This is a genomic window from Enterobacter cloacae complex sp. IR5412, assembly GCF_049237385.1.
Classification (GTDB): domain Bacteria; phylum Pseudomonadota; class Gammaproteobacteria; order Enterobacterales; family Enterobacteriaceae; genus Enterobacter; species Enterobacter intestinihominis.
Genome location: NZ_JBMKHQ010000008.1, coordinates 93,662 through 118,981 on the forward strand (window position 1 = coordinate 93,662; position 25,320 = coordinate 118,981).

General features: G+C 57.4%; 25 protein-coding genes. 3 read left to right on the forward strand and 22 right to left on the reverse strand.

Annotation, left to right across the window (positions count from 1 at the left end; translation table 11 throughout):
- Positions 1 to 43: 43 nt before the first annotated feature.
- The 5 genes from gntU to ACOTX2_RS15580 all read right to left on the reverse strand — a co-directional run bounded on the left by gntU (position 44) and on the right by ACOTX2_RS15580 (position 4,985).
- Entirely contained in the window at positions 44 to 1,384 is a 1,341-nt protein-coding gene (gene gntU, locus ACOTX2_RS15560; RefSeq protein ID WP_017693851.1) for a gluconate transporter, read from the reverse strand.
- Between the two features lie 3 nt (positions 1,385 to 1,387).
- On the reverse strand, positions 1,388 to 1,915 hold the full coding sequence (gntK, locus tag ACOTX2_RS15565) for a gluconokinase (RefSeq protein WP_003861569.1): 528 nt from the start codon (positions 1,913 to 1,915) through the stop codon (positions 1,388 to 1,390).
- Between the two features lie 126 nt (positions 1,916 to 2,041).
- Positions 2,042 to 3,037, reverse strand: a complete 996-nt coding sequence (gene gntR / locus ACOTX2_RS15570; protein WP_063148121.1) for a gluconate operon transcriptional repressor GntR — start codon at positions 3,035 to 3,037, stop codon at positions 2,042 to 2,044.
- Between the two features lie 91 nt (positions 3,038 to 3,128).
- The gene (locus ACOTX2_RS15575; protein ID WP_003861565.1) at positions 3,129 to 3,824 is read right to left on the reverse strand and encodes a pirin family protein; all 696 of its coding nucleotides are present in this window, start codon (positions 3,822 to 3,824) and stop codon (positions 3,129 to 3,131) included.
- 123 nt (positions 3,825 to 3,947) lie between these two features.
- A complete protein-coding gene (locus ACOTX2_RS15580; protein WP_022649651.1) occupies positions 3,948 to 4,985 on the reverse strand; it encodes an oxidoreductase in 1,038 nt (345 codons plus the stop codon).
- 257 nt (positions 4,986 to 5,242) lie between these two features.
- Between ACOTX2_RS15580 and yhhY the strand changes: the two genes are divergently transcribed.
- A complete protein-coding gene (gene yhhY, locus ACOTX2_RS15585; RefSeq protein WP_023298796.1) occupies positions 5,243 to 5,731 on the forward strand; it encodes an N-acetyltransferase in 489 nt (162 codons plus the stop codon).
- Positions 5,732 to 5,831: 100 nt separating this feature from the next.
- Here the strand turns inward: yhhY and ggt are convergent, their stop codons facing one another.
- Positions 5,832 to 7,577, reverse strand: a complete 1,746-nt coding sequence (gene ggt, locus ACOTX2_RS15590; protein WP_072201895.1) for a gamma-glutamyltransferase — start codon at positions 7,575 to 7,577, stop codon at positions 5,832 to 5,834.
- A gap of 122 nt (positions 7,578 to 7,699) precedes the next feature.
- Here ggt and ACOTX2_RS15595 point away from each other — a divergent pair, with 122 nt between their 5' ends.
- Positions 7,700 to 8,071 (forward strand): DUF2756 family protein, encoded by a 372-nt coding sequence (locus ACOTX2_RS15595; RefSeq protein WP_022649654.1) that lies wholly within the window; start codon positions 7,700 to 7,702, stop codon positions 8,069 to 8,071.
- Here the strand turns inward: ACOTX2_RS15595 and ugpQ are convergent.
- The 10 genes from ugpQ to livK form a co-directional block, all read right to left on the reverse strand.
- Entirely contained in the window at positions 8,061 to 8,801 is a 741-nt protein-coding gene (ugpQ, locus tag ACOTX2_RS15600; protein ID WP_063148120.1) for a glycerophosphodiester phosphodiesterase, read from the reverse strand. The genes ACOTX2_RS15595 and ugpQ overlap by 11 nt on opposite strands.
- On the reverse strand, positions 8,798 to 9,868 hold the full coding sequence (locus tag ACOTX2_RS15605) for a sn-glycerol-3-phosphate import ATP-binding protein UgpC (protein ID WP_003861554.1): 1,071 nt from the start codon (positions 9,866 to 9,868) through the stop codon (positions 8,798 to 8,800). The genes ugpQ and ACOTX2_RS15605 overlap by 4 nt, the downstream gene beginning before the upstream one ends.
- Position 9,869: 1 nt before the next feature.
- Positions 9,870 to 10,715 (reverse strand): sn-glycerol-3-phosphate ABC transporter permease UgpE, encoded by an 846-nt coding sequence (gene ugpE, locus ACOTX2_RS15610; RefSeq protein WP_023298800.1) that lies wholly within the window; start codon positions 10,713 to 10,715, stop codon positions 9,870 to 9,872.
- A complete protein-coding gene (gene ugpA, locus ACOTX2_RS15615) occupies positions 10,712 to 11,599 on the reverse strand; it encodes a sn-glycerol-3-phosphate ABC transporter permease UgpA (RefSeq protein WP_003861551.1) in 888 nt (295 codons plus the stop codon). Before ugpA ends, ugpE begins: the two co-directional genes overlap by 4 nt.
- A 129-nt stretch (positions 11,600 to 11,728) precedes the next feature.
- Complete coding sequence (gene ugpB, locus ACOTX2_RS15620; RefSeq protein ID WP_032626829.1) at positions 11,729 to 13,045, reverse strand: sn-glycerol-3-phosphate ABC transporter substrate-binding protein UgpB; 1,317 nt, start codon at positions 13,043 to 13,045, stop codon at positions 11,729 to 11,731.
- A gap of 246 nt (positions 13,046 to 13,291) precedes the next feature.
- Positions 13,292 to 14,005, reverse strand: coding sequence for a high-affinity branched-chain amino acid ABC transporter ATP-binding protein LivF (gene livF, locus ACOTX2_RS15625; protein ID WP_023298801.1), 714 nt, complete (start codon positions 14,003 to 14,005; stop codon positions 13,292 to 13,294).
- Between the two features lies 1 nt (position 14,006).
- Positions 14,007 to 14,774 (reverse strand): high-affinity branched-chain amino acid ABC transporter ATP-binding protein LivG, encoded by a 768-nt coding sequence (gene livG, locus ACOTX2_RS15630; RefSeq protein WP_022649661.1) that lies wholly within the window; start codon positions 14,772 to 14,774, stop codon positions 14,007 to 14,009.
- Complete coding sequence (locus ACOTX2_RS15635; protein WP_045622187.1) at positions 14,771 to 16,048, reverse strand: high-affinity branched-chain amino acid ABC transporter permease LivM; 1,278 nt, start codon at positions 16,046 to 16,048, stop codon at positions 14,771 to 14,773. The genes livG and ACOTX2_RS15635 overlap by 4 nt, the downstream gene beginning before the upstream one ends.
- Complete coding sequence (livH, locus tag ACOTX2_RS15640) at positions 16,045 to 16,971, reverse strand: high-affinity branched-chain amino acid ABC transporter permease LivH (protein ID WP_022649662.1); 927 nt, start codon at positions 16,969 to 16,971, stop codon at positions 16,045 to 16,047. The genes ACOTX2_RS15635 and livH overlap by 4 nt, the downstream gene beginning before the upstream one ends.
- Before the next feature lie 46 nt (positions 16,972 to 17,017).
- Positions 17,018 to 18,127: a high-affinity branched-chain amino acid ABC transporter substrate-binding protein LivK gene (livK, locus tag ACOTX2_RS15645; protein WP_063148119.1), complete on the reverse strand. Its 1,110-nt coding sequence runs from the start codon at positions 18,125 to 18,127 to the stop codon at positions 17,018 to 17,020.
- Between the two features lie 424 nt (positions 18,128 to 18,551).
- Here livK and panM point away from each other — a divergent pair, with 424 nt between their 5' ends.
- The gene (gene panM / locus ACOTX2_RS15650; RefSeq protein WP_022649664.1) at positions 18,552 to 18,935 is read left to right on the forward strand and encodes an aspartate 1-decarboxylase autocleavage activator PanM; all 384 of its coding nucleotides are present in this window, start codon (positions 18,552 to 18,554) and stop codon (positions 18,933 to 18,935) included.
- 200 nt (positions 18,936 to 19,135) lie between these two features.
- Here the strand turns inward: panM and livJ are convergent, their stop codons facing one another.
- The 6 genes from livJ to ftsY all read right to left on the reverse strand — a co-directional run.
- Positions 19,136 to 20,236, reverse strand: a complete 1,101-nt coding sequence (gene livJ, locus ACOTX2_RS15655) for a branched chain amino acid ABC transporter substrate-binding protein LivJ (protein WP_015571474.1) — start codon at positions 20,234 to 20,236, stop codon at positions 19,136 to 19,138.
- A 197-nt stretch (positions 20,237 to 20,433) separates the two neighbouring features.
- The gene (locus tag ACOTX2_RS15660) at positions 20,434 to 21,699 is read right to left on the reverse strand and encodes a 4-aminobutyrate--2-oxoglutarate transaminase (RefSeq protein WP_063148118.1); all 1,266 of its coding nucleotides are present in this window, start codon (positions 21,697 to 21,699) and stop codon (positions 20,434 to 20,436) included.
- Between the two features lie 136 nt (positions 21,700 to 21,835).
- The gene (gene rpoH / locus ACOTX2_RS15665) at positions 21,836 to 22,693 is read right to left on the reverse strand and encodes an RNA polymerase sigma factor RpoH (RefSeq protein WP_000159624.1); all 858 of its coding nucleotides are present in this window, start codon (positions 22,691 to 22,693) and stop codon (positions 21,836 to 21,838) included.
- A 250-nt stretch (positions 22,694 to 22,943) separates the two neighbouring features.
- Positions 22,944 to 23,999, reverse strand: coding sequence for a permease-like cell division protein FtsX (gene ftsX / locus ACOTX2_RS15670; RefSeq protein WP_022649667.1), 1,056 nt, complete (start codon positions 23,997 to 23,999; stop codon positions 22,944 to 22,946).
- On the reverse strand, positions 23,992 to 24,657 hold the full coding sequence (gene ftsE, locus ACOTX2_RS15675; protein WP_006812284.1) for a cell division ATP-binding protein FtsE: 666 nt from the start codon (positions 24,655 to 24,657) through the stop codon (positions 23,992 to 23,994). The genes ftsX and ftsE overlap by 8 nt, the downstream gene beginning before the upstream one ends.
- A 2-nt stretch (positions 24,658 to 24,659) precedes the next feature.
- Positions 24,660 to 25,320 (reverse strand): signal recognition particle-docking protein FtsY (ftsY, locus tag ACOTX2_RS15680; protein WP_421625939.1); only part of this gene is annotated, 661 nt, incomplete at its 5' end.

The following is a 25,320-nucleotide window of genomic DNA, read 5'->3' on the forward strand; positions in this document are numbered from 1 at the left end:
GGTCGGGTAAGGCGAAGCCGCCACCCGACAAAATACGGTCTCGTTAGCTCAGCAGCGTAAACGCAATCATCCCGACAACCGCACCCGTCGTGCCGAGGATGGTTTCCATCAGCGTCCAGGTTTTGAGGGTTTGCGCTTCGGTTGCGCCGGTAAATTTACCGAACAGCCAGAAGCCTGCGTCGTTCACGTGAGAAACCACAATCGAACCGCCCGCGATACAGATAGAGAGCGCCGCCATCTGCGCGCCGGAGTAGTTCAGCTGTTCAATCACCGGCATCACCAGCCCCACCGCGGTTAAGCACGCCACGGTCGCGGAGCCCTGAATGATACGCACCGCCGCGGCCAGCACGAAGCAGGTGACCGCAATCGGCAGGCCCATTCCGGTCAGCGCTTCGCCCAGCGCCGGGCCAACGCCGGAATCCACCAGCACCTGCTTGAACACGCCGCCCGCCCCGATCACCAGCAGAATAATCCCCGCCGGTTGTAGCGCGGCACCGCATATCTCCATCACGCGATCTTTTGGCATGCCCTGACGCATCGCCAGCCCGTAAATCGCGACCAGACACGCCACCAGGATCGCAGTGAACGGATGGCCAATAAATTCGAACCATTCGTAAGCGGTTGACCCCACCGGCACAAAACGCGCAGCGATGGTTTTCAGGCCCACCAGCACCAGCGGCAGCAGGATCAGTGACAGACTGAAGCCGAAGGACGGCATTTTGCCCTCGCCCAGGTGCGGCTCGGAGATGTCATCCGGAATGTGCAGCTCAACGTAACGGCTAATGAAGTTGCCCCACAGCGGACCGGCGATAATCATCCCCGGGATCGCCGCACACAGGCCAATCAGGATCATCCAGCCAAAGTCAGCATGCATCTGGGAGGCCAGCAGCATCGGCGCAGGCCCCGGCAGCAGAAACGCCGCCGCCGCCGCCACGCCCGCAAACAGCGGAATGACCAGCTTCACGAGGTTGGTACCGGTATGGCGTGCCATGGAGAACGCCACGCTAATCAGCAGCACCACCGCCACTTCAAAGAACAGCGGCAGCGCGCAAATCAGACCAGCCAGACCAATCGCGTAGTGCGCACGGCTGTGTCCGAAGGATTTCAGCATCTTGACGGCAATCTGATCGACCGCGCCCGTCTCGTGCAAAATCTTGCCAAACATCGCGCCGAGCGCGACTACGATGGCCAGGAAGCCGAGCGTGCCGCCCATCCCTTTTTCCATCGTCGCCGCAATTTTGTCGAGCGGCATTCCGGAAAAGAGACCGGCACCAATAGAAACCACCATCAAAGCAACGAAGGCGTGCATACGTGCCTTCATCACTAAAAACAGCAGCAGCAATACGGAACCCACTGCTGTCAAAACTAGCGTTAATGTACTCAAAACTTACTGCCTTTTATTAATAACCTCGATGGTGCTGGCAACAACACCTTCCAGCGGCTGATCGATATCAACCACTAAGACATCCTGTTCGTCAGCCCCCGGCTCCTGCAACGCTTCGAACTGCGTTACCAGCATCTGGGTTTTGAAGAAGTGGCCTTTACGCGCCTTCAGGCGGCTTTCAATTACCCCGAAATCGCCTTTCAGGTAGATGAAAGAGAGGTTCGGGTTGCCATCGCGCAGCAGGTCGCGATAGGTTTTTTTCAGCGCGGAACAGACTATCAGGGAGACTTTATTGGTGCGCTGCATCGCGAACGCGGCATCATTCAGCGCCTGCAACCAGGGTTTGCGGTCGTCGTCATTCAGCGGCTCGCCGGAAGCCATTTTCATGATGTTGCTGCGCGGATGGAGGAAGTCACCATCAAGAAACGCAGCCTGGAGTTGATGCGCCACTTCGCTCGCCACGGCAGATTTACCGCTACCGGACACGCCCATCAGGACGTAAACGTGGTGATCGTGATTAGTCGTGCTCAAAGGGTGTCCCTCAGTCAATTGTTACGGGTAACAGTTATCGGTAACATTGTCCTGCCGGGGCATAAGAGAAGCAATATCCAAACGTGCGCGAAGTGAATAAGTGTGAGCTACTTCAAATTTGTCGGATTAAATAGATCCACCCGGTGACAAGGTGAAACCTAAATCTAACATTTTAGGGGTAACTGCCTCACCACGAATGCGCGCCAGCAGGCGTTCTGCACCAATGCGGCCCATGCGTTCACGCGGGGTCAGGACGCTTGCCAGACGCGGCTCCATCACCTGGCCAATGTCGTGGCCGTGGAAACCGGCAATCGCCATATCATCCGGGATTTTTAAACCCAGACGCTGACATTCAAACGCGGCGCCGACCGCAAGGTCATCGTTGGTACAGAAAATACCGTCCAGTTGCGGATACTCGCGTCGCGCCTGACGCATCAGCTCAATACCCGACGTATAAGAGGAAGATTGCTCCACCATCACGCTGTACGGGGTTAAACCGGCGTCGAGCATCGCCTGCTCGTATCCCTTCTGTTTGATGATAGTACGTTCATCCAGACGCGCACCCAGATAGGCCACATGGCGATGACCGCGGGCGATGATCGCCGCCGTCATCTGACGCGCCGCTTCAAAGTTATCGAACCCCACGGCGATGTCGAGGCACGGCGACTGGCTGTCCATCAGCTCCACCACCGGAATGCCTGCCACTTCAATCATTTTCAGCGTGCGCGGGGTGTGAGTACGTTCCGTTAAAATCAGGCCGTCAATATTCCAGGAAAGCATCGATTCAAGACGTTCCTCTTCCATTTCCGGCTTGTACCCATAGTGGGCGAGCATGGTCTGATAACCAAAGGCATCGGTCACGCTTTCGATGCCACGCAGCACTTCAGCGAAAACCTGGTTGGTTAAGGAAGGAAGCAGGACGCCCACCGCACGGCTGGTCGCATTAGAGAGAATATCGGGCGCGCGGTTGGGGATATAACCCAGTTCATCAAGGGCGGCGGCAATCTTGCCACGCAACGCCACGGAAACCTGCTCCGGGTTACGTAAAAAACGGCTGACCGTCATTTTGGTCACACCGACGCGATCGGCGACATCCTGAAGTACGGGGCGTTTCTTTTTCATCGTCCTGAGAAATCTTGAAGTGAGAGATTTGCTCAGTTTATCACGGACAAAGCTCAACCTTCCCCGTTTAAAGGGAAGGTTGAGAAATTATTTAGACCGGCGGCAGATCAAACAGCAGAATTTCACTTTCGCTGTCGGCATGCACGGAGAGCGCCTGCTCATCCCAGACTGCCAGGCCATCGGCGGTGGTGGCTTTGGTGCCGTTGATGGACACCTCGCCTTTCACCACCTGGATCCACACGCGGCGGTTGGCGGCGATCTGGTGCACAGACTGTTCATCTTTCGCCAGCGCCCAGCGGTACAGCTCCATATCCTGATGCACTTTCAGGGAACCTTCACGCGCATCCGGGGAGAGCACCAGCTGTTTACCCTGTTTCGCATCGAAGCGGCGCTGTTCGTAGCGTGGCGTGATGCCGGTCTCTTCTGGAATGATCCAGATTTGATACAGGTGCAGTTTTTCCGTTTTGCTCGGGTTGTACTCAGAGTGACGCACCCCGGTCCCCGCGCTCATAATCTGGAACTCGCCCGCCGGAACCTGCTCTTTATTGCCCATGCTGTCCTGGTGCTCAACCGCCCCTTCCAGCACATAGGTCAGGATTTCCATGTCCTTATGCGGGTGGGTACCGAAGCCCTGGCCTGCATCAATCACGTCGTCGTTAATGACGCGCAGCGCGGAGAAGCCCATGAAGTTCGGGTCGTAGTAGTCGGCAAACGAGAATGAATGCCATGAGTCCAGCCAGCCATGATTCGCGTGACCACGTTCGTTTGCTTTGCGTAAGTAGATCATTGTTTTCACCCTCAGTTCGTTTCGATGGAGTAAGTGTGGACGCAAACGCTCAGGGATCATAGAGGGTGAAAATTGACTCCTCTGTTCAAAAATTTAGAACAAGCACAAAGGAGCCATTTTTGCTTATCTGGCGAGGGTTACCGTGGCAGGGGAAGCCTGTTCGAAGGCCCTTTCAAGGATTTCCAGGTTCGTCAGAACGTCAGATTCCTTGACGTAATTCGGCGTGCCGCTGGAAAGGGTTTCATACAGCGCATCGTAGACGCGTCCATAATCGCCCGTTTCCGGCTTCAGCTCTTCCCTGACCGTCAGGCCCTCGTCGTTCACGTACTCCAGCACGCCCACGGAATCATCTGCCGCAAAGCCCGGTTCGCCCGGCATGATGTTGGCCTTCAGGCTGGTCTCCTGCTGGTCAATACCGTACTTGATAAAGGAGCCTTTCTTGCCGTGAACGATAAATTTCGGGTAGTCGATTTTCACCAGATGACTGGTTTTGACGATGGCTTTGAGATCGCCGTAGAACAGCTGTGCTTCGAAGGTATCGTCCGGATTGGCCTTATTGCGCAGGCTGCGGATGTCGTACGCCACGTGGTCCGGGCGGCCAAACAGGGAGATGATCTGGTCCATGGTGTGTACGCCCAGACCGTAGAACGAACCGTCCTGCGGCAGGCCGGGTTTGGTTTCTGCCACAGGGCGGTAGTAATCGAAGTGGCTTTCGATTTCAACGATCTCGCCGAGCTTGCCGCTTTCGATTGCCTTTTTTGCCGTCAGGAAGCAGCTGTCAAAGCGACGGTTCTGGTACGGCGTGACGGTCAGGCCTTTGCTTTTCGCCAGCGCAAAGAGTTCCTTCGCTTCGGCGATGGTCGGGGTGAACGGTTTTTCCACCAGCACGTTTTTACCCGCTTCCAGCGCGCGTTTCGCGTAGTCAAAGTGGCTATCGGCGTGGGTACAGACCACCACCAGCTTCACCTGCGGATCATTTAACACTTCATCAAGATCGCTGGTGAAATGAATATGGGAATACTGCGGAGACTGCTCTTCTGGCTTCGCGCGGCGCCGATAGATATGGGCCACGTGCCAGGTCTCTTTTCGGTTAAGAACATACGGAAGGTGGTAACGCGTGGTGCTTTTGCCAAATCCAATAAATGCACAATGTAGTGTCATGGCTCAGTCCTTTTGGAAGGTTACTGAGTCTAACCATATCAAAAAAAAAGCCAGCGAGAAGCTGGCTAAAGTAATACTGGAAGCAATGTGAGCAATGTCGTGCTTTCAGGTTCCCGTAGGAGGTCTTCCTGAATGCAGAGCAATAATAATCATTCTCATTCGCACTTGTCCAACACTTTTTGCAAAAAATAGCGATTGACTCAACTTTTAAAGTCACTGATGTTGGAAGGGACTTTTAACTGACTGAGGAACAAGGAATGAGTGAGATAGTGATACGCCACGCTGAACCGAAAGATTACGACGCCATTCGTCAGATCCACGCCCAGCCGGAGGTGTACCACAACACGCTACAGGTTCCTCATCCTTCAGAGCAGATGTGGCATGACCGGCTAACCGATCAGCCTGGTATCAAGCAGCTTGTCGCCTGTATTGATGATACCGTCGCCGGGCATCTGTGCATTGCCGTAGCCCAGCGTCCGCGCCGCAGCCACGTTGCCGATTTTGGAATTTGTGTGGGTGCGCAGTGGCAAAACCGGGGCGTCGCCAGCGCGCTGATACGCACCATGATTGATATGTGCGACAACTGGCTGCGCGTCGACCGCATCGAGTTAACGGTGTTTGTCGATAACGCACCGGCAATCGCGGTGTACAAAAAGCACGGGTTTGAGATTGAAGGCACCGGCAGGCGCTACGCCCTGCGCAACGGCGAGTACGTGGACGCGTATTATATGGCGCGGATGAAGTAACCCCTCACCCCGACCCTCTCCCCGAAGGGGCGAGGGAGAAAAGACCGCACCGTGCAATCCCCTCTCCCCTATGGGGAGAGGGTTAGGGTGAGGGGAGCCCTCAATACCCCGCCGTTAAATCATCCACCGACCGCGGATCCGACGCGCCAAACAGTGCCCCGTCCGGCCCGACCATAATGCTCTGGGTGCTGCCCATCGCCTCCTTCACCGCCACCTTCTGCCCGCGCTGCTCAAGCAGCTTGAGGGTATCCGGGCTAAAGCCCTTCTCCACGCGCAACTCGTCCGGCAGCCACTGGTGATGGAAACGCGGCGCATTGGTCGCTTCGGCGACGTTCATCCCAAAGTCGATGCTGTTCACTACCATTTGCAGCACGGTGGTGATAATCCGGCTCCCGCCCGGGCTGCCGGTCACCAGCCAGGTTTTGCCGTCTTTCACCACGATGGTGGGCGACATGGACGACAGCGGGCGCTTCTTCGGCCCGACCGCATTTGCATCGCCGCCGACCAGCCCGTAGACGTTCGGCACGCCCGGCTTGGCCGAGAAGTCATCCATCTCGTTGTTCAGCAAAATACCGCTGTTGCCCGCCACAATCCCGGTGCCGAAGGTGGTGTTGAGCGTGTATGTCACCGCCACCGCGTTTCCGTCTTTGTCCACGACCGAGAAGTGGGTGGTCTGGTTACTTTCATACGGCGCCAGCTTGCCCGGGCGGATCTCGCTGGACGGTTTAGCCTTGTTGATGTCGATCTCATCGGCAATCGATTTGGCATAGGCTTTGTTGGTCAGCGCCTGCCACGGCACCTTCACGAAATCCGGATCGCCAAGGTATTCCGAGCGGTCCGCGTAGGCGCGCTTTTCCGCCTCCGCCATCACCTGCATGGCATCGGCACTACCGAAGCCGAACTTGTGCATATCGAAGTTTTCCAGAATATTGAGGATCTGCACAATGTGAATGCCCCCGGAGGACGGCGGCGGCATGGAGAAGACCTCGTAGCCGCGATAGGTGCCGCTGATCGGCTCGCGCTCCACCGCCTTATATTCCGCCAGATCCGCTTTGGTGATCAGCCCGCCGTTCTTCTGCATCTCATCGGCAATCTGATCGGCAATCGGCCCCTTATAGAAGGCGTCCGGACCGTTTTCGGCAATCAGTTCGAGACTTTTTGCGAGGTTCTTCTGCACCAGCTTATCGCCCTTCTTCAGCGGCTCGCCGTCTTTCCAGAAGATAGCCTTGCTGTTTTCATGATTGGGAATAACTTCGCTGCCGTAGGTTTTGAGGTCGTCCGCCAGCGCGTCGTTGACAACGAAGCCGTCGCGCGCCAGCCTGATGGCAGGCTGCACCACTTTATTCAGCGGCAGCGTGCCGTATTTTTCCAGCGCCAGCGAGAACCCCGCAACGGTGCCCGGCGTGCCGGAGGCAAGGTGCGAGGTCAGGGATTTTTTACTGTCCGGATTGCCCTGATCGTCGAGGAACATATCGCGGGAGGCCTGATTCGGTGCCATCTCACGGAAGTCGATGGCCGTAGTTTTACCGTCTTTCGTGCGCAGCATCATAAACCCGCCGCCGCCCAGGTTCCCCGCCTGTGGATGCGTCACCGCCAGCGCGTACCCGACCGCGACCGCCGCATCCACCGCGTTTCCGCCCTGTTTAAGAATATCGACGCCCACCTGAGTTGCCAGCGCGTCAACCGAGGCCACCATGCCATGCGTCGCCCGCACGGGATGAAAAACATCCTCCTCCACGCCGTAAGAGACCGGAGGAGCGGCGGGCGGGTTGGCCGCCACGGTAAATGTGCCGCCTGCCATCAGCGCAGCGATGGCGACCCAGCGCAAAAAGGTTGGTTTCATCATTATTGTTCTCCAGGTGAAGGGGCCTATATTCCCCGCTTAAGCCTGGTTCACAACTCTTAAAAAATCATCGTTATGCCGGAATCAGGATAAACTTAAGAGAAGCCTCAAAGGAGGAGATAACCATGAAACGATTACCGATCCTGATCGCGCTGCTTCCGTTCGCCGCGCTCGCACAGCCGATAAACACGCTGAACAACCCGAACCAGCAGGGCTATGTCATTCCGAGCCAGCAGCGTATGCAGACGGAGATGATGAGCCAGCAACAGCAGCAGAAAGGGATGCTTAATCAGCAGTTAAAGACGCAGACCCAGGTGCAGCAGCAGCACCTGCAAAACCAGATGAACGCTAATACCCAGCGCGTGCAGCAGGGCCAGATGCGCGAGCAGCCGCTGTCAAACTCAAACGGTGGGATGTTAAGGGGCGGGGTGTCGCAAAGCAGCGGTCAGCAGCATATGCTGCCGACCCAGCAGAACGGCAGTATGCTTAATAAATAAAGTTCGGCCCGATCTGGTCAATCGCATCGGTACAGATGCTGTCCACGCCCCAGCGCAGCAGCTCGGCTGCACGCTGGGGTTTGTTGACGGTGTAGACCAGGATATGCAGACCGGCCTCTTTTAACAGCATCACGCGCGCTTCATCCAGCAGCTTATGGTTGAGGTGGATCGACACGCAACCTAAGCGGGCAGTCAGCGCGCGCCAGTCTTCTCGCCACTCATCCAGCAGCAGCCCGCGCGGCAGCTCTGGTACGGCCGCCTGTGCCGCTTCCAGCGCGTCGATGTCAAACGACGACAGCAGCGGTACCGTCATCCCTTCCCACAGCTCACGCGCGGCCAGCGCGATGACTTTGCCCGTCAGCGGCCCGGTGCCGGTGGTCGGTTTGATTTCGATGTTAGCCATCATGCCGTGCTGTCGGCAGCGGTCCGCCACTTCCGCCAGCAGCGGCAATGGTTCGCCTTTGAATTCACCACTGAACCAGCTTCCGGCGTCCACCTTCAGCAGATCGCGCCACGGCAGTTTGCCCGCCACGCCCCAGCCGTTGCTGGTGCGTTCAAGGTTGTCGTCATGCAGCAGGAAAATTTCGCCGTCCTTCGACAGCTTGGCATCGAACTCGATCATCGTGTGGCCGTAGCGTGCGCCAGCGTCAATTGCCGCCAGGGTGTTTTCCGGCGCCAGTTTACCGCCGCCACGGTGGGCGACAATGTGGGGGTAAGGCCAGTTGCTCATACTCGTTGTCCTGTTTCACCGTCAAATAAGTGCAGGTGATTTTCCGGCATATGCAGCCACAGCGTGCTGCCTGCCTTCGGGCGCTCCTGATGCGGCAGGCGCACCACCAGCTTTTGTTCGCCCCAGCGTCCGTGCGCCAGGTTGTCTGCGCCCAGCATCTCCAGCGTGTCCATCACCAGCGGCACGCCGCCGTCCGCCTGAGACGTCAAACCAATATGTTCGGGGCGGATACCAAGCGTCATCTTACGCCCGGCGTAGCCACGATAGTACCAGTTGATCGGCAACGCCATCCCGCTTTCCAGCTCGAAGTGGGTTCCCGCCGCATTGATCCGCCCGTCCAGCAGGTTCATCGCCGGGCTGCCGATAAAGCTCGCCACAAAACGGCTGGCCGGTTTTTCGTATACCTCCACTGGGGTGCCAATCTGCTCGGCGATGCCTTTGTTCATCACCATCACGCGCTGGGCGAGGGTCATGGCTTCAACCTGATCGTGGGTCACATAGAGGGACGTGGTTCCCAGCCGCCGATGCAGCTGCTGTAGCTCAAGACGCATCTGCACGCGCAGTTTGGCGTCAAGGTTTGACAGCGGTTCGTCGAACAGAAATACCGCCGGATCGCGCACGATGGCGCGCCCCATCGCCACGCGCTGGCGCTGGCCGCCGGAGAGCTCGCGCGGGCGACGCTTGAGCAGGCCGTCCAGCTCCAGAATGCGCGCGGCCTCTTTCACGCGCTCCTCGATATGGCCTTTGCCCATACCGCGAATTTTCAGCCCCCAGGCCATGTTCTCTTCCACGCTCATGTGCGGATAGAGGGCGTAGTTCTGGAATACCATCGCGATGCCGCGATCTTTGGGTTCCATCTCGGTAACGCGCTGGCGGTCAATCCAGATATCCCCGGACGTCACACGCTCCAGCCCGGCCACCATACGCAGCAGGGTGGATTTTCCGCAGCCGGACGGGCCGACCATGACGATAAATTCCCCGTCCGCCACGTCGAGCGTCAGCGGCTGAATGACCTGGGTTTTACCGTCCCAGCTTTTGGTAACTGCCTGTAATTTTAAACCTGCCATCTTATTTCTCGCTATCGACCAGGCCGCGGACAAACGCGCGCTGCATGGCTAAAACAATGACTACGGGTGGGATAAGGGTGAGTAGCATCGCCGCCATCACCTGGTTCCAGAGGGTGGTGCCTTCGCCGGTGGCGATCATGCCTTTGATGCCTGCCACGGCGGTGCCGAGGTTGACGTCCTGAACGATCAGCAGCGGCCACAGGTACTGGTTCCAGCCGTAGATAAAGGTGATCACAAACAGCGCCGCAAGGTTGGTTTTCGACAGCGGCAGCACGATGTCGCGGAAGAAGCGCATCGGCGAGGCGCCGTCAATACGCGCGGCTTCAATCAGCTCATCCGGCAGGGTCATAAAGAACTGGCGGAACAGGAAGGTGGCGGTCGCCGAGGCCATCAGCGGCAGGGTTAAGCCCGCGTAGCTGTCGAGCATCTTCAGGTTGGCGATCACCTCCACCGTCGGGAAGATACGCACCTCTACCGGCAGCATCAGAGTGATGAAAATCATCCAGAAAAACAGGTTACGCAGCGGAAAGCGGAACCAGACGATGGCGAAGGCCGAAAGCATCGACACCGTGATTTTGCCGACGGTGATGCCGAACGCCATGATGAAACTGTTGAGCATCATCAGCCAGAACGGCGCGCTGTTGGCCCCCACGCCCTGGGTCCAGATAGTTTTCATGTTCTCGAAAAGATGCCCGCCGGGGACGAGCGTCATCGGCGTGTCGAACACCGCTTTGGTGTCCAGCGTGGCGGCGACGAAGGCCACGTACAGTGGAAACAGGATGACGAGGATGCCCAGGATCAGCAGGGTATGGCTGAAAATCGTCAGCCCGCGACGGTTCTCAATCATTGGTAGCGCACCTTACTTTCGACATAGCGGAACTGCACCACCGTGAGGATGATGACGAGGAACATCAGCACCACGGACTGGGCGGCAGAGGCAGAGAGATCAAGCCCGGCAAAGCCTTCGCGGTAAATTTTATAAATCAGCGTGGTCGTCGCCTGTACCGGACCGCCCGCAGTGGCGGCATCGATCACCGGGAAGGTGTCGAAGAAGGCGTACACCAGGTTTACCACCAGCAGGAAGAAACTCACCGGGGCGATCAGCGGCAGCGACAGCCGGAAGAAGCGGCGCACTGGCCCTGCGCCGTCAATCGCGGCGGCCTCCACCAGCGAACGCGGGATAGACTGTAGCGCGGCGAAGAAAAACAGGAAGTTGTAGCTGATCTGCTTCCACACCGAGGCGAACACCACCAGGAACATGGCCTGACCGCTGTTCTGGGCGTGGTTCCAGTCATAGCCAAACTCGCCCAGGAAGTGGGTAATCAGCCCGCGCCCCGGGTTAAACAGGAAGATCCACAGCACGGCGGCCACGGCGGGAGCCACAGCGTAAGGCAGCAGCATCAGGGTCTGATACAGACGGCTGCCGCGCACTACGTAATCCACCAGCGCGGCGAAGAACAGCGACGCGACAAGACCGCTGACGGTGACCAGCGCGCTGAATTTGATCGTCGTCCAGAAGGAGTCCAGGTAGTAGCTGTCATGGAACAGCGCGGTAAAGTTGTCCAGCCCGACAAACTGGCTGGAAAGCCCGAACGGATCGACGCTTTGTACCGAGTACCACAGCGCTTCGCCCGCAGGCCAGATAAAGAAGATAACGGTGATGACCAGCTGCGGCGCGACCAGCAGGTACGGCAGCCAGCGGGAACGGAACACCGGACGGGATGATGACATAGGTTAGCTCAAGTAGGTTTTCGCCCCTCACCCCGGCCCTCTCCCCATAGGGGCGAGGGAGAAAAGACGGCTCCGTGCAGTCCCCTCTCCCCTATGGGGAGAGGGTTAGGGTGAGGGGTAAGGTTTTAATTACGATTTCGTCGACTGCTCAAAGCGGCGTAACAGTTGGTTGCCGCGCTCTACCGCTGAATCCAGCGCCTGCTGAGGCGTTTTCTTCCCGGTCCAGACGCTTTCCAGCTCTTCATCAACGATGGTGCGGATCTGCGGCATGTTGCCCAGACGCAGGCCTTTGGTGAACGGCAACGGCGGCTTGTTCAGCATCTGACGCGTCGCGATGTCCGCGCCCGGGTTCTTGCTGTAGAAGCCCTGCTCCCGGGTCAGGTCGTACGCGGCTTTGGTGATCGGCAGGTAGCCGGTCTTCTGGTGCCACTCGGCGGCGTTTTCCGGCTTCGCCAGGAAGTCGAGGAACTCGGCCACGCCTTTGTAGGTGCCGTTGTCTTTACCCTGCATCACCCACAGGCTCGCCCCGCCGATGATGGCGTTCTGCGGCGCGCCTTTTACATCAGCGTCGTACGGCATCATGCCCACGCCGTAGTTGAATTTGGCGTAGTGACGGATGTCCGCCAGCGAACCGGAAGACGCGGTAGTAATGGCGCAGTCACCGTTGTAGAACTTCTCGGTGGATTCGTCTTTGCGCCCGAAATAGCTGAAGTCGCCCTTCTTGTTCAGATCGGCCAGCAGCGCGATGTGCTTCACCTGCTCCGGCTTGTTAAATTCCAGAACCGCGTCGGTGCCATCGAAGCCGTTGTTTTTGGTGGCAACCGGCAGGCCGTGCCAGGCGCTGAAGTTTTCAATCTGGATCCAGCCCTGCCAGCCGCTGGCGTAGCCGCACTTCATCCCCGCCGCTTTCAGCTTCGCGGTGTACTCCGCCAGATCCTGCCAGGTTTTTGGCGGCTGTTCCGGATCTAAACCGGCTTTTTTGAAGGCATCTTTGTTGTAGTACAGCACCGGCGTGGAGCTGTTAAACGGTTGGGACAGCAGGTGGCCGGTTTTGGAATCGGTGTAGTAACCGGAGACGGTCGGCACAAACTGGGATTCGTCAAAGTTGATGCCCGCGTCTTTGAACACTTCATAGACCGGCTTGATGGCTTTGGAGGCCATCATGGTCGCGGTGCCGACTTCATAAACCTGTAACAGGGCTGGCGCATTGCCGGTACGGAAGGCGGCGATGCCCGCGCTCAGGCTCTGCTCGTAGTTGCCTTTGTACACCGGCACAATTTTGTAATCCGGGTGGGTGTCGTTGAAACGTTGCGCCAGGGAGTCAACCTCTTTACCCAACTCCCCTTCCATAGAATGCCAGAACGGAATGGTGGTCACAGCCATTGCGTTCGCCGCAAAAGCCAGACCGATTGCCAGACCCAAAGCTGTGTGTCGTAACGATGTCATTGTCATCTCTCTTATTATGCCGGATGCGCGATATCACGCGTTTTGTGCTCGCGAGGTAACATGACATGCTCGAATGACAGAAAAATAACTGTTTGTTTACAGATAGGTGACAGCCAGGCGTCAGAGGGATGATGGTTGTGTGAAGGGGTTAATATGAAAAAAAGCCGGGTGGCGGCTTCGCCTTACCCGGCCTACATGGTATCCGTAGGCCCGGTAAGCGCAGCGCCACCGGGCGATACAGACGGCTTAGCCGCCCAAATACGCGCTCCGCACCGCTTCGTTCGCCAGCAGCGCATCGCCGGTATCGGAGAGCACCACGCGGCCGTTCTCCAGCACGTAGCCACGGTCAGCGAGCTTCAGCGCCTGGTTGGCGTTCTGCTCGACGAGGAAGATGGTCATCCCCTCTTTGCGCAACTGCTCGATGGTGTCGAAAATCTGCTGAATGATGATAGGCGCCAGCCCGAGCGACGGTTCATCCAGCAGCAGCAGACGCGGCTGGCTCATCAGCGCGCGGCCAATCGCCAGCATCTGTTGCTCCCCGCCGGACATGGTGCCCGCGCGCTGAATTCGCCGCTCCCACAGGCGCGGGAAGAGTTCGTATACCCATTTGATGCGGGTCTGGTATTCATCCCGGTGGGCGAAGAAACCGCCCATCGCCAGGTTCTCTTCGACCGTCATGCGCGAGAACACGCGACGCCCTTCCGGGACGATCGCTACCGCTTCACGCATAATTTTAGCCGTCTGCCAGTCGGTAATATCTTTGCCGTCAAACACAATCCGCCCGCTGGTGGCGCGCGGATCGCCGCACAGGGTGCCGAGCAGCGTGGTTTTCCCCGCGCCGTTGGCGCCAATCAGGGTGACGATCTCGCCCTGATTGATGTGCAGGCTGACGTCGTGCAGCGCCTGGATCTTGCCGTAGTGCGCATTGACCTTGTCGAACGTTAACATCGCTTTTTCCATCTTATGCCTCACCAAGGTATGCGCGGATCACGTCCGGGTTGCTGCGGATCTCTTCCGGCGTGCCGTTCGCCAGCGGCGTGCCCTGGTTAACCACGTAGATACGGTCCGAAATGCCCATCACCAGCTTCATGTCATGCTCAATCAGCAGGATGGTGGTGTCGTGATGATCGCGAAGCTCGGCAATCAGCTCGTCCAGCTCTTTGGTCTCTTTCGGGTTAAGGCCCGCCGCCGGTTCGTCGAGCATCAGGATCTCCGGCTGGGTCACCATGCAGCGCACGATCTCAAGGCGACGCTGGTCACCGTAGGCGAGGTTGCTCGCCTGACGGTTGGCGTGCTGGAGCAGGCCGATACGGTCGAGCCAGGTGGCGGCGCGATCGAGCGCCTCCTCCTGCGCGCGGCGGAAGGCCGGGGTTTTCAGCAGGCCGGAAAAGAGGCCGGTTTTGAGCTGCTGATGTTGCGCCACCAGCAGGTTCTCAATCACCGTCATCTCCCGGAACAGACGCACGTGCTGGAAGGTACGCACCACGCCCATGCGGGCAATCTGCTGGCCCGGTAGCCCTTCGAGGTGCTGGTCGCGCAGCATGATGGTGCCACCTGTCGGCTTGTAAAAACCGGTCAGGCAGTTGAATACTGTGGTTTTCCCTGCGCCGTTCGGGCCAATCAGGGAGACAATCTCTTTCTTATGCAGATCCAGATTCACGTTGTTGACCGCCAGCAGGCCACCAAAACGCATCATCAGACCGTTAACGGATAATAATGGCTGACTCATGCCTGCTCTCCTTTCGCTTCCGCGCTCTTAAGCTTCAGCTGTGGACGCGTCATCGGCAGCAAGCCCTGCGGACGCCAGATCATCATCAGCACCATCAAGCCACCCAGCATCAGCATGCTGTATTCGTTAAAGTCGCGCATCAGCTCGCGCGAGACCACCAGCAGAATGGCCGCGAGGATCACGGCGAACTGGGAACCCATCCCGCCGAGCACCACAATCGCCAGCACGAAGGCCGATTCGGCAAAGGTGAACGATTCCGGGCTGACGAAGCCCTGACGCGCGGCAAACAGCGTTCCGGCGAAACCGGCAAACGCGGCGCTGATGGTAAACGCGGTCAGCTTGATACGGGTCGGATTCAGGCCCAGGGAGCGGCAGGCGATCTCATCCTCACGCAGCGCTTCCCATGCGCGGCCCAGCGGCATGCGCAGCAGACGGTTGATCACAAACAGGGTAATCACCACCAGCAGCAGCGCCACCAGGTAGAGCCAGATCACGCGGTCGGACGGGTCGTATTTGATGCCAAAGAAGTTGCTGAAGGTATCCCAGCCGCCTTCGCGGGCGGTACGGCTGAACTCCAGGCCGAAGAAGGTCGGTTTCGGGATCTGGCTGATGCCGTTCGGACCGCCGGTCACTTCGGTATTGTTGAGCAGCAGGATACGGACGATTTCGCCGAAGCCTAAGGTCACAATCGCCAGGTAGTCACCGCGCAGGCGCAGCACCGGGAAGCCGAGCAGGAAGCCCGCGGCGGCAGAGACCAGCCCCGCCAGCGGCAAACAGGTCCAGAAGCCGAGGCCGTAATAATGGTTCAGCAGCGCGAAGGTGTAGGCGCCGATGGCGTAGAACCCGCCGTAGCCCAGCACCAGCAGGCCAGACAGCCCCACCACCACGTTCAGGCCCAGACCCAGAATCACGTAGATCATGGTCAGGGTGGCAATATCCACCGTCCCGCGCGATACCATAAACGGCCACGCCACGGCAGCCACCAGCAGCGCCACAAGGAACAGCTTCTGCTTCACGGTTGTACCGTCGATCGCCGGCAGGACGAATTTCGGCCCGGAGACGTTCTTCAGCGTCTTCTGGAACAGCGGACGCAGCAGCTGGAACAGGAACACCACGCCAGTACCGATAAACACCCACTGCCAGCGGATATCAGCGGCGGTGTCGACCACCAGCTTAGTGCCGTCCAGCCCTAACTGGACGCCCATAAAGACGCCCGCCAGGACGAAGAACATGGCGGCAGAAAGCAGCGCCATCGCAAAATGCATCGGTTTCATACTTTCTCTACCTCCGGACGGCCCAGAATACCGGTAGGCATCACCAGCAGAACCAGAATCAGCAGGGCAAACGAGACCACATCTTTATATTCGGTGCTCAGGTACGCCGAGGAGAGCGCTTCGGCCACGCCCAAAATCAGGCCGCCAATCATCGCGCCCGGAATGCTGCCGATACCGCCCAGTACCGCGGCGGTGAAGGCTTTCATCCCGGCCATAAAGCCGATGTACGGGTTGATTACGCCGTAGAACTGGCCGAGCAACACGCCCGCCACCGCCGCCATCGCCGCACCGATCACGAAGGTCAGGGCAATCACGCGGTCGGTGTTGATCCCGAGCAAGCTCGCCATCTTCAGGTCTTCCGCGCAGGCGCGGCAGGCGCGTCCCATGCGGGAGTAGCGGATGAAAACGGTCAGGGCCAGCATCGCCAGGAAGGTCACAATCCAGATAACCAGCTGCATGGTGGTGACAGAGGCAGAGAAGTTTTCGCTGGCCCCCACAATCCACTGGCCGTTAAACAGGCTTGGCAGCGCCACGTCACGCGAACCTTCTGTCAGGCTGACGTAGTTTTGCAGGAAGATGGACATACCGATGGCGGAGATCAGCGCAATAAGGCGCTTGGAGCTGCGCACCGGCCGGTAGGCCACCCGTTCGATGCTCCAGCCGTAGGCGCTGGCAATCACAATCGCGCCGACAAACCCGGCGGCCACCAGCAACCAGCTGCTGTCGATGCCCATCATCATCAGCGCGGCGATGATCATAAAGGAGACATAGCTACCGATCATGTACACCTCGCCGTGGGCGAAGTTAATCATGCCGATAATGCCGTAAACCATCGTGTAGCCGATGGCGATCAGCGCGTAGGTGCTTCCCAGCGTGACGCCGTTAAACATCTGCTGCAAAAAGTAGAGAAACTGCTCGGACATATGCAAACCTTTTTATATCCGCCCGGTAAACCGGGCGGTGGGATTATTATCTGGCGACCGAGGACGAACCGTCGGCGTGCCACTTAAAGACACCAAATTCAAATCCCTTCAGATCGCCTTTCTCATCCCAGTTCAGCGGCCCAATCACGGTGTTCGCCCCGTGTGCTTTTAAATCTTTCACCAGATCCAGCGGCTCTTTGCTGCCGGTGCGATCCATGGCCGTGGCCAGCGACTGCACGGCCGCGTAGGTGATCCAGACGTATGGGCCACTCGGATCTTTCTTCTGTGCCTTGAGCGCATCCACGATAGCTTTATTCGCCGGATCCTGGTCATAGCGTTTTGGCATCGTCACCAGCATGCCTTCGGCAGAATCGCCCGCGATGTTCGACAGGGAGGCATTACCGACGCCCTCAGGCCCCATAAACTGGGTTTTCAGACCGGTGGCGCGCGCCTGGCGCAACATCTGCCCCATTTCCGGGTAGTAGCCGCCGTAGTAAACGAAGTCGATATTCTCTTTTTGCAGGCGGGCGATCAGCGCGGAGAAGTCTTTCTCACCGGCGGTAATGCCGTCGAAGAAGACGATATTCGCCCCGCCTTTTTTCAGGCCGTCCTGTACGGAGCGCGCCAGGCCTTCACCGTACTGCTGTTTGTCATGAATGATGGCAATGCGCTTTGGCTTAACGGTTTCGAGGATGTATTTGGCGGCGGTTGGCCCCTGCGAGGAGTCCAGACCGGCGGTACGCATAATGTGCTGGTAACCGCGCTGGGTCAGTTCCGGGTTGGTGGCGCCCGGGGTGATCATCAGGATGCCTTCGTCTTCGTAGATAACAGACGCAGGCTGCGTGGAGGAGGAACACAGGTGCCCGATGACGTACTGGATACCGTCGTTAACGATTTTGTTAGCGACAGCGACGGCCTGTTTTGGATCGCAGGCGTCGTCATACTCCACGCCCACCAGCTTGTCGCCTTTGATGCCGCCTTTAGCATTGATATCTTTGATGGCCTGACGCGCGCCGTTGAACTCCATATCGCCCCACTGGGCAACGGGGCCGGACATCGCACCCACTACCGCAACTTTAATGTCGTCTGCCATAGCGGCATGCGAGATCGACAGTGCGACCATCCCCGCGATTAACGTCTTCGCGTTCCTTTTCATCTCAGAATCCCCATTCGTGAAGTGATGTATATATTTTGTTTTATTATGGTTAAAAAGCATTCTGTACTTTTAATGAACAACGCTATTTTTACCAGTGCCTTTAATGGTTTAGCGCAGGTTTTTAACAAAAACCAGACTAATATCTCTATTTTTCAGGCGATTAAGCAAAGATAATATTCTGAAATCAGACGGAGATAAACAAATAAAAGCGCAGTTTGCAGCATAAAATAACGGTACAAAGCGCCGAATAAATCACTACCCTTCAGGTTAAAATTCTGCTTATTTTTCGATCCATGTGTTTTCAAACTGCCCATCGCGTTGCCAAAAAACTAATCACCTGGTAAATGGGAAGAAAAAGAGAAAGTGCCTGAGCAATTAAATTGAGTACACTGGCCGTACTCTTTTTGATTTGGACAAGCAGCTAATGAAACTGACTATCGTGCGTCTGGTGACCTTTAGCGACCAGGATCATATCGACCTGGGCAAGATCTGGCCGGAATATTCTTCTTCATCGCTGGCCGTCGATGAGAACCACCGCATCTATGCCGCGCGCTTTAACGAGCGCCTGCTGGCCGCCGTCCGCGTAACGCTGAGCGGCACGGAAGGGGCGCTGGACTCCCTGCGCGTGCGCGACGTGACCCGTCGTCGCGGGGTCGGGCAGTATTTGATTGAAGAGGTGATCCGCGAAAACCCGAGCGTGACCTCCTGGTGGATGGCCGACGTGGGCGTGGAGGATCGCGGCGTAATGGCGGCGTTTATGCAGGCGTTAGGGTTTACGGCGCAGGCGAACGGGTGGGAGAAGCGCTAAAAGAAAGCCGGGTGGCGGCTGCGCCTTACCCGGCCTACATTCATTATCTGCCGCATTTTCCCAGGCTGATTGTAGGCCCGGTAAGCGAAGCGCCACCGGGCAAAAGCGGGGCTCTGCGGCCTGATGCCCTCACCCCGGCCCTCTCCCACGGGGAGAGGGAGAAAACATTAAAAAAGGCAACTTACGTTGCCTTTTTGCTTTTATTTTGCGTCTGTCGCCGTGCCGTTGGCATGCCAGTCAAACACGCCGAACTCGAAGCCCTTCAGGTCGCCCTTCTCATCCCAGGACAGCGGCCCCATCACGGTTTCCACCGAGTTCGCTTTCAGCCAGGTGGCAATCTCCGCCGGATCGGCTGACTGGTTCAGGCCCGCTTGCAGAGACTGCAACGCTGCGTAAGTGGTCCAGACGAACGCACCGCTTGGATCCTGTTTCTTCGCCTTGATGGCATCTACAACAGGTTTGTTCGCAGGCACCTGGTCGTAGTTTTTCGGTTTGGTCACCAGCAGCCCTTCAGCAGACTCACCCGCGATGTTAGACAGGGAAACGTTCGCCACGCCTTCTGGCCCCATGAACTGTGTCTTCAGACCCGCCGCACGCGCCTGACGCAGGATCTGCCCCATTTCCGGGTGGTAGCCGCCGTAATAAACGAAGTCGATATTCTCTTTCTTCAGACGCGCTACCAGAGTCGAGAAGTCTTTCTCACCGGCGGTGATACCGTCAAAGAACACCACGTTGGCATTCGCTTTTTTCAGGTTATCCTGCACCGCACGGGCCAGGCCTTCGCCGTACTGCTGTTTGTCATGAACAATCGCGATGCGCTGCGGCTTCACTTTTTCAACAATGTATTTCGCGGCGGTTGGCCCCTGATCGGAGTCCAGACCGGTGGTACGCAGGATCAGCTTATAGCCGCGCGCGGTCAGCTCTGGTGCCGTCGCAGCCGGCGTGATCATCAGAATGCCTTCGTCTTCGTAGATGTCAGACGCGGGCTGAGTGGAAGAGGAGCACAGGTGACCGATAACGTATTTGATCCCGTCATTTACCACTTTGTTCGCCACCGCGACCGCCTGTTTCGGGTCACAGGCATCGTCATATTTTACGATTTGCAGCTTTTCGCCCTTGATGCCGCCCTTAGCATTAATGTCTGCAACCGCCTGTTCCGCGCCGGTAAATTCCTGGTCGCCGTACTGTGCTACCGGACCGGACATCGCGCCCACCACGGCCACTTTAATATCGGCCTGGGCCATAGTGCTGAATGCCAACGCGATACATCCTGCCAGTAACGCTTTACCCTTCATATTCATCCTGAGATTCCCCATTATTATGGTTACAACGATTGTTGTGATGTTGTTGTGTAGCGCTTTATTTCAATTATAGGCGTGCTGTTCGCGCTTTTTCAGCATACTCTGCTAAAACATACCCCATTTTTATGATTTTGGAATAGCTAATTTGAAATGAAAATATGATAAGCCCGACTGTCATTTGAGCCGGGCTTTTGGCTTTATCGTGTCAGCGAGGCGGAAATAATATCCAGCGCTTTACGGAACTGCGCTTCGGGGATGGTGAGCGGGTAGAGGAAGCGGATAACGTTGCCGTAGACGCCGCAACTCAAAAGCAGCAGCCCTTCGTTCAACGCGCGTTCCTGAACCTGACGGGTAAATTCCGGCGACGGCTGTCCGGTTTGCGGATCGGTAAATTCCACCGCCACCATCGAGCCCTGCCCACGGATATCGGCGATCCAGGGACAGCCATCCTTCGCTTTATTCAGCACCTCGACAAGATGATGGCCGAGATGAGACGCGCGCGTGCAGAGATCTTCCTCGTCAATCACGTCCAGCACCGCATGGGCCGCCGCAATCGCCAGCGGGTTACCCGCGTAGGTGCCGCCCAGTCCGCCCGGAGCGGGCGCGTCCATCACCTCTGCCCGGCCAGAGACGGCAGAGAGCGGCATTCCGCCCGCCAGGCTTTTCGCCATGGTGATCAGATCGGGCTTCACGCAGTGGTTTTCCATGGAGAATAGCTTGCCGGTACGGGCGAAGCCGGTTTGCACTTCGTCGGCAATCAGTAAAATCCCGTGGGTATCGCACAGGGCACGCAGCGCCTGCATAAAATCAGCGGGCGCGACGTTGAATCCGCCCTCGCCCTGGACCGGTTCAATAATGATTGCCGCCACCTGATCGGGCGCGATATCGGCTTTGAAGATGCGCTCCAGGCTTTTTAACGCTTCGGCGGTACTGACGCCGTGCAGGCTGTTGGGGAATTGCGCGTGGTACACCGAGCCGGGGAACGGGCCGAAGCCGAGCTTATAGGGCGCCACTTTGCCGGTCAGCGCCATGGTCATAAAGGTACGGCCGTGGAACGCGCCGCCGAAGGTGATAAGGCCGGGACGTCTGGTGTACGCGCGGGCAATTTTCACCGCGTTTTCGACCGCTTCTGCACCGGTTGAGAAAAAGGCGGTTTTGGCTGGCCCCTCTATGGGTACGCGCTGGTTGATGCGCTCGGCAAGCGCCACATAACCTTCATAGGGGACGATCTGGTAAGCGGTATGGGTAAAGGCATGAAGCTGTTTTTCGATGGCGGCGATAACTTTAGGATGGCGATGCCCGGTATTCAGCACGGCGATCCCGGCGGCAAAATCAATATACTCGTTACCTTCTACATCCCACACCGTGGCGTTTTCGGCTTTATCGGCATAGAAGTTACACATGACGCCGATACCGCGCGGCGTCGCCTGTAAACGTCGGTCGTTCAGTTCGTTATTTTTCACCCTGTCACCCTCTGAAAGTCGCCTGCTTAGCGCATCAGTAAGTGTTTGCCAGGGGGATGAAATTCGCCAGAGCGGGCGCTAAAAAAACAAAACCCCCAGACTCTCATCCAGGGGTTCTCGGTGTACTTCGCGGAAATTACGCTTCGATAGCGGCGCGAAGTTTTTTCATGGCGTTCTTCTCAAGCTGACGCACACGTTCAGCGGAGACGCCGTAGCGGTCGGCCAGTTCCTGCAACGTGGACTTGTTATCTTCGTCCAGCCAGCGGGCACGGATGATATCCTGGCTACGCTCGTCGAGGCCTTCCATCGCGAAGGTCAGCTTGTTTGCCGCCTGGTCTTCCCAGTTATCCTCTTCAATGCCGTCAGCAAAGTTAGAGGTTTTATCCTGCAGATACAGGACCGGGGCCATCGGCTGGCTGTCGGAGGCATCGTCGTCGGCAGACATATCAAACGTCATGTCCTGCGCGGCCATACGGGATTCCATCTCGCGGACGTCTTTGCTGGAAACGCCCAGCTCGCGCGCCACCATTTCCACTTCATCCTGATTGAACCAGCCCAGACGCTGCTTGGTTTTACGCAGGTTGAAGAACAGTTTGCGCTGCGCTTTCGTCGTAGCGACTTTCACAATACGCCAGTTACGCAGGACGTATTCGTGAATTTCCGCTTTGATCCAGTGCACGGCGAAGGAGACGAGTCGCACACCCACTTCCGGGTTGAAGCGACGTACCGCCTTCATCAGGCCAATGTTACCTTCCTGAATCAGGTCCGCCTGCGGCAGGCCGTAGCCCGCATAATTACGAGCAACGTGAACAACAAAGCGCAGGTGAGACAGGATCAGCGTTTTAGCTGCTTCCAGATCGCCCTGGTAATGCAGCTTTTCAGCAAGCTCCTTTTCTTCCTCAGCCGTTAACATCGGCCAAGTGTTCGCAGCCCGGATGTAAGATTCCAGGTTACCAACAGGGGCTAAAGCTAAAGTTTGCATTTCTTTGGTCATTCATTCCTCTCAATGTTTCTTCTGGTCCAGGTTGTCCCCGTCAGGCAACAACCATGCCAAAGCGTTTGAGCAACGAGATTAGCATTCACTCTTTTATCAGACAGTGATTTTATCCACAAGTTCTAGGTGCAACAGTGAATAAATTACGCACAAAATGTGACATGAAGATGATTACAGGGGAAGAGACAACAGGGACGCTTTCCCTGCAAGCGAACATCTCGGTGCAGGGAAAGATTATATCACGCTTTTATTAGTCGGGAGTAAAGTGGCGTAAATGTTGAACCGTTGCCAGCCATGCCGCCACCCAGCCGATCATGGAGCAGACTAGCAGCAACAGCAGGCACTCATCGAACCCTAAGCCACTGATATCAAACTTCGTTCCGAAAACCTGCGCCACCTCGGTGACGGCAGACGACAGCCGCATCACCAAAATTTCTGACAAAATCAATGAAAGAAATGCACCAGAAAAACCTAATAACGCGCCGCCATAGAGGAACGGGCGGAGGATGAAACCATCCGTTGCGCCAATCAGTTTCTGCACGTTGATGGTATCGCGACGGGCGAAGATGCTCAGGCGCACGCTGTTACCGATGACGAGGAACACCGCCGCCACCATCAGCACGCCGATCATCGCCGATACGCGCCCCACCAGCCCGGTCAGGGCGGCAAGACGGGCAAACCAGCTGTCGTCCATGCGCACTTCATCAATCCCATTGATGCGGGTAATGCGGTCGCGCAGGGTGTTGAGCGAATCGGTGCCCTGGAAATCGAGCTTCGGGATCACCACCGCCACGGCGGGCAGCGGGTTCTCTTCCAGCATATCCAGCGCGCCGCCGAACCCGGACCAGTTGCGGAACTCGCCCAGCGCTTCATCGCGGGAAAGATAGTTCACCTTCTCCACGCCCTGCTCGGCCTGAATCTGCCCCACTACCTGAGCCGCCGCGTTATCGTCGAGGGCTTTATCCAGATAAACGGTAATCTGCGGCGACGGATAGTACTGGGATGCCGCCTGGTTCACGTTTTTGTAAACCATGTAGCAGACGCTGGGCAGCGTAAGGGAGATGGCAATCACCATCACCGTCAGGAACGTCGCCAGCGGTTTGCTTTTTAGATCCTGCAACGCGCCCTGGAAGGCGTAGCGCACCTGTTCGTTGAAGACGTTGGTTTTACGGGAGTTCGGTTTCGGTGTCGCTTTGGCACGCTTAGGCGCATGGCGATTGCCGTCCCCGCCGCCCTGAGGCTTGCGGAAACGGTCAAACCGGTTGCTGAACTGCCGAATCTGGTTCATTGCATCACGCTTATTCACCGTGGCCTCCGTGCAAATGCCCGTCGCTCAGGGTCAGCATGCGGTACGAACGGCGTGAGATAAGCCCCATGTCGTGCGTCGCCATCAGTACCGTGACCCCCACGCGGTTAAATTCCTCAAACAGACGCAGGATCCCTTCAGAGAGGGCATCGTCCAGGTTACCGGTCGGTTCATCCGCCAGCAAGACGGCAGGCTTGTTCACCACCGCACGGGCGATGCCCACGCGCTGCTGCTCACCGCCGGAGAGCTGGATCGGGAAGTTCTTCGCTTTGTCCAGCAGCCCGACCTTATCCAGCGCCGCCGAAACGCGACGGCGGATATCATCGTAACTGGCGCCGGCAATAATCAGCGGGATCGCGACGTTATCGAAAACCGTGCGATCCATCAGCAGGTGGTGATCCTGGAAAATCATGCCAATCTGACGACGCAGGAACGGCACTTCACGGTTCTTAAGACGGCTAATTTCATGGCCGCTGAACCAGATTTTCCCGGCACTTGGCCGCTCGATCCCACAGATCAGCTTGAGCAGGGTACTTTTCCCCGCGCCGGAATGGCCGGTCAGGAATGCCATCTCGCCTGGCTGGAGGTGGAATGTTACCCCCTGCAGCGCTTGTCTCCCGCCGAGATAGGCCTTGCTGACGTGTTCAAAGCGAATCATTGTTAGTCCTCTCGGGCAAATAGTGCCTCAATAAAGTCGTCCGCTTTAAACGGACGTAAATCCTCAATACGCTCGCCCACACCGATATAACGGATAGGAATGCCGAACTGGTCGGCCACGGAGAAGATCACCCCGCCTTTCGCGGTGCCGTCCAGCTTGGTCAGCGTGATCCCGGTCAGTCCTACCGCTTCATTGAACAGCTTCGCCTGGCTGATGGCGTTCTGTCCGGTGCTGGCGTCGATAGTCAGCATAATTTCATGCGGTGCATCTTCGTCCAGCTTCTTCATGACGCGAACGATTTTCTTCAGCTCTTCCATCAGGTGCGATTTGTTCTGCAAACGCCCTGCGGTATCTGCAATCAGCACGTCCACGTTACGCGACTTCGCCGCCTGGATGGCATCGAAAATCACGGACGCGGAATCCGCGCCGGTGTGCTGGGCAATGACCGGAATATTGTTGCGCTGGCCCCACACCTGGAGCTGTTCCACCGCTGCCGCACGGAAGGTATCGCCCGCCGCCAGCATCACCGATTTGCCCTGCTGCTCAAACTGGCGCGCCAGCTTGCCGATGGTGGTGGTTTTACCCACGCCGTTGACGCCAACCATCAGAATAACAAAGGGCATTTTGCCTTCAATATTAAGCGGTTCGTCAACTTTTGCGAGA

What these genes read in the sequence shown, in the direction of transcription:
- gntR (WP_063148121.1), bottom strand. Translation starts at nt 3,037, where the DNA reads ATGAAAAAGAAACGCCCCGTACTTCAGGATGTCGCCGATCGCGTCGGT.
- ACOTX2_RS15575 (WP_003861565.1), bottom strand. Translation starts at nt 3,824, where the DNA reads ATGATCTACTTACGCAAAGCAAACGAACGTGGTCACGCGAATCATGGC.
- ACOTX2_RS15580 (WP_022649651.1), bottom strand. Translation starts at nt 4,985, where the DNA reads ATGACACTACATTGTGCATTTATTGGATTTGGCAAAAGCACCACGCGT.
- yhhY (WP_023298796.1), top strand. Translation starts at nt 5,243, where the DNA reads ATGAGTGAGATAGTGATACGCCACGCTGAACCGAAAGATTACGACGCC.
- ggt (WP_072201895.1), bottom strand. Translation starts at nt 7,577, where the DNA reads ATGATGAAACCAACCTTTTTGCGCTGGGTCGCCATCGCTGCGCTGATG.
- ACOTX2_RS15595 (WP_022649654.1), top strand. Translation starts at nt 7,700, where the DNA reads ATGAAACGATTACCGATCCTGATCGCGCTGCTTCCGTTCGCCGCGCTC.
- ugpQ (WP_063148120.1), bottom strand. Translation starts at nt 8,801, where the DNA reads ATGAGCAACTGGCCTTACCCCCACATTGTCGCCCACCGTGGCGGCGGT.
- ACOTX2_RS15605 (WP_003861554.1), bottom strand. Translation starts at nt 9,868, where the DNA reads ATGGCAGGTTTAAAATTACAGGCAGTTACCAAAAGCTGGGACGGTAAA.
- ugpE (WP_023298800.1), bottom strand. Translation starts at nt 10,715, where the DNA reads ATGATTGAGAACCGTCGCGGGCTGACGATTTTCAGCCATACCCTGCTG.
- ugpA (WP_003861551.1), bottom strand. Translation starts at nt 11,599, where the DNA reads ATGTCATCATCCCGTCCGGTGTTCCGTTCCCGCTGGCTGCCGTACCTG.
- ugpB (WP_032626829.1), bottom strand. Translation starts at nt 13,045, where the DNA reads ATGACATCGTTACGACACACAGCTTTGGGTCTGGCAATCGGTCTGGCT.
- livF (WP_023298801.1), bottom strand. Translation starts at nt 14,005, where the DNA reads ATGGAAAAAGCGATGTTAACGTTCGACAAGGTCAATGCGCACTACGGC.
- livG (WP_022649661.1), bottom strand. Translation starts at nt 14,774, where the DNA reads ATGAGTCAGCCATTATTATCCGTTAACGGTCTGATGATGCGTTTTGGT.
- ACOTX2_RS15635 (WP_045622187.1), bottom strand. Translation starts at nt 16,048, where the DNA reads ATGAAACCGATGCATTTTGCGATGGCGCTGCTTTCTGCCGCCATGTTC.
- livH (WP_022649662.1), bottom strand. Translation starts at nt 16,971, where the DNA reads ATGTCCGAGCAGTTTCTCTACTTTTTGCAGCAGATGTTTAACGGCGTC.
- livK (WP_063148119.1), bottom strand. Translation starts at nt 18,127, where the DNA reads ATGAAAAGGAACGCGAAGACGTTAATCGCGGGGATGGTCGCACTGTCG.
- panM (WP_022649664.1), top strand. Translation starts at nt 18,552, where the DNA reads ATGAAACTGACTATCGTGCGTCTGGTGACCTTTAGCGACCAGGATCAT.
- livJ (WP_015571474.1), bottom strand. Translation starts at nt 20,236, where the DNA reads ATGAATATGAAGGGTAAAGCGTTACTGGCAGGATGTATCGCGTTGGCA.
- rpoH (WP_000159624.1), bottom strand. Translation starts at nt 22,693, where the DNA reads ATGACCAAAGAAATGCAAACTTTAGCTTTAGCCCCTGTTGGTAACCTG.
- ftsE (WP_006812284.1), bottom strand. Translation starts at nt 24,657, where the DNA reads ATGATTCGCTTTGAACACGTCAGCAAGGCCTATCTCGGCGGGAGACAA.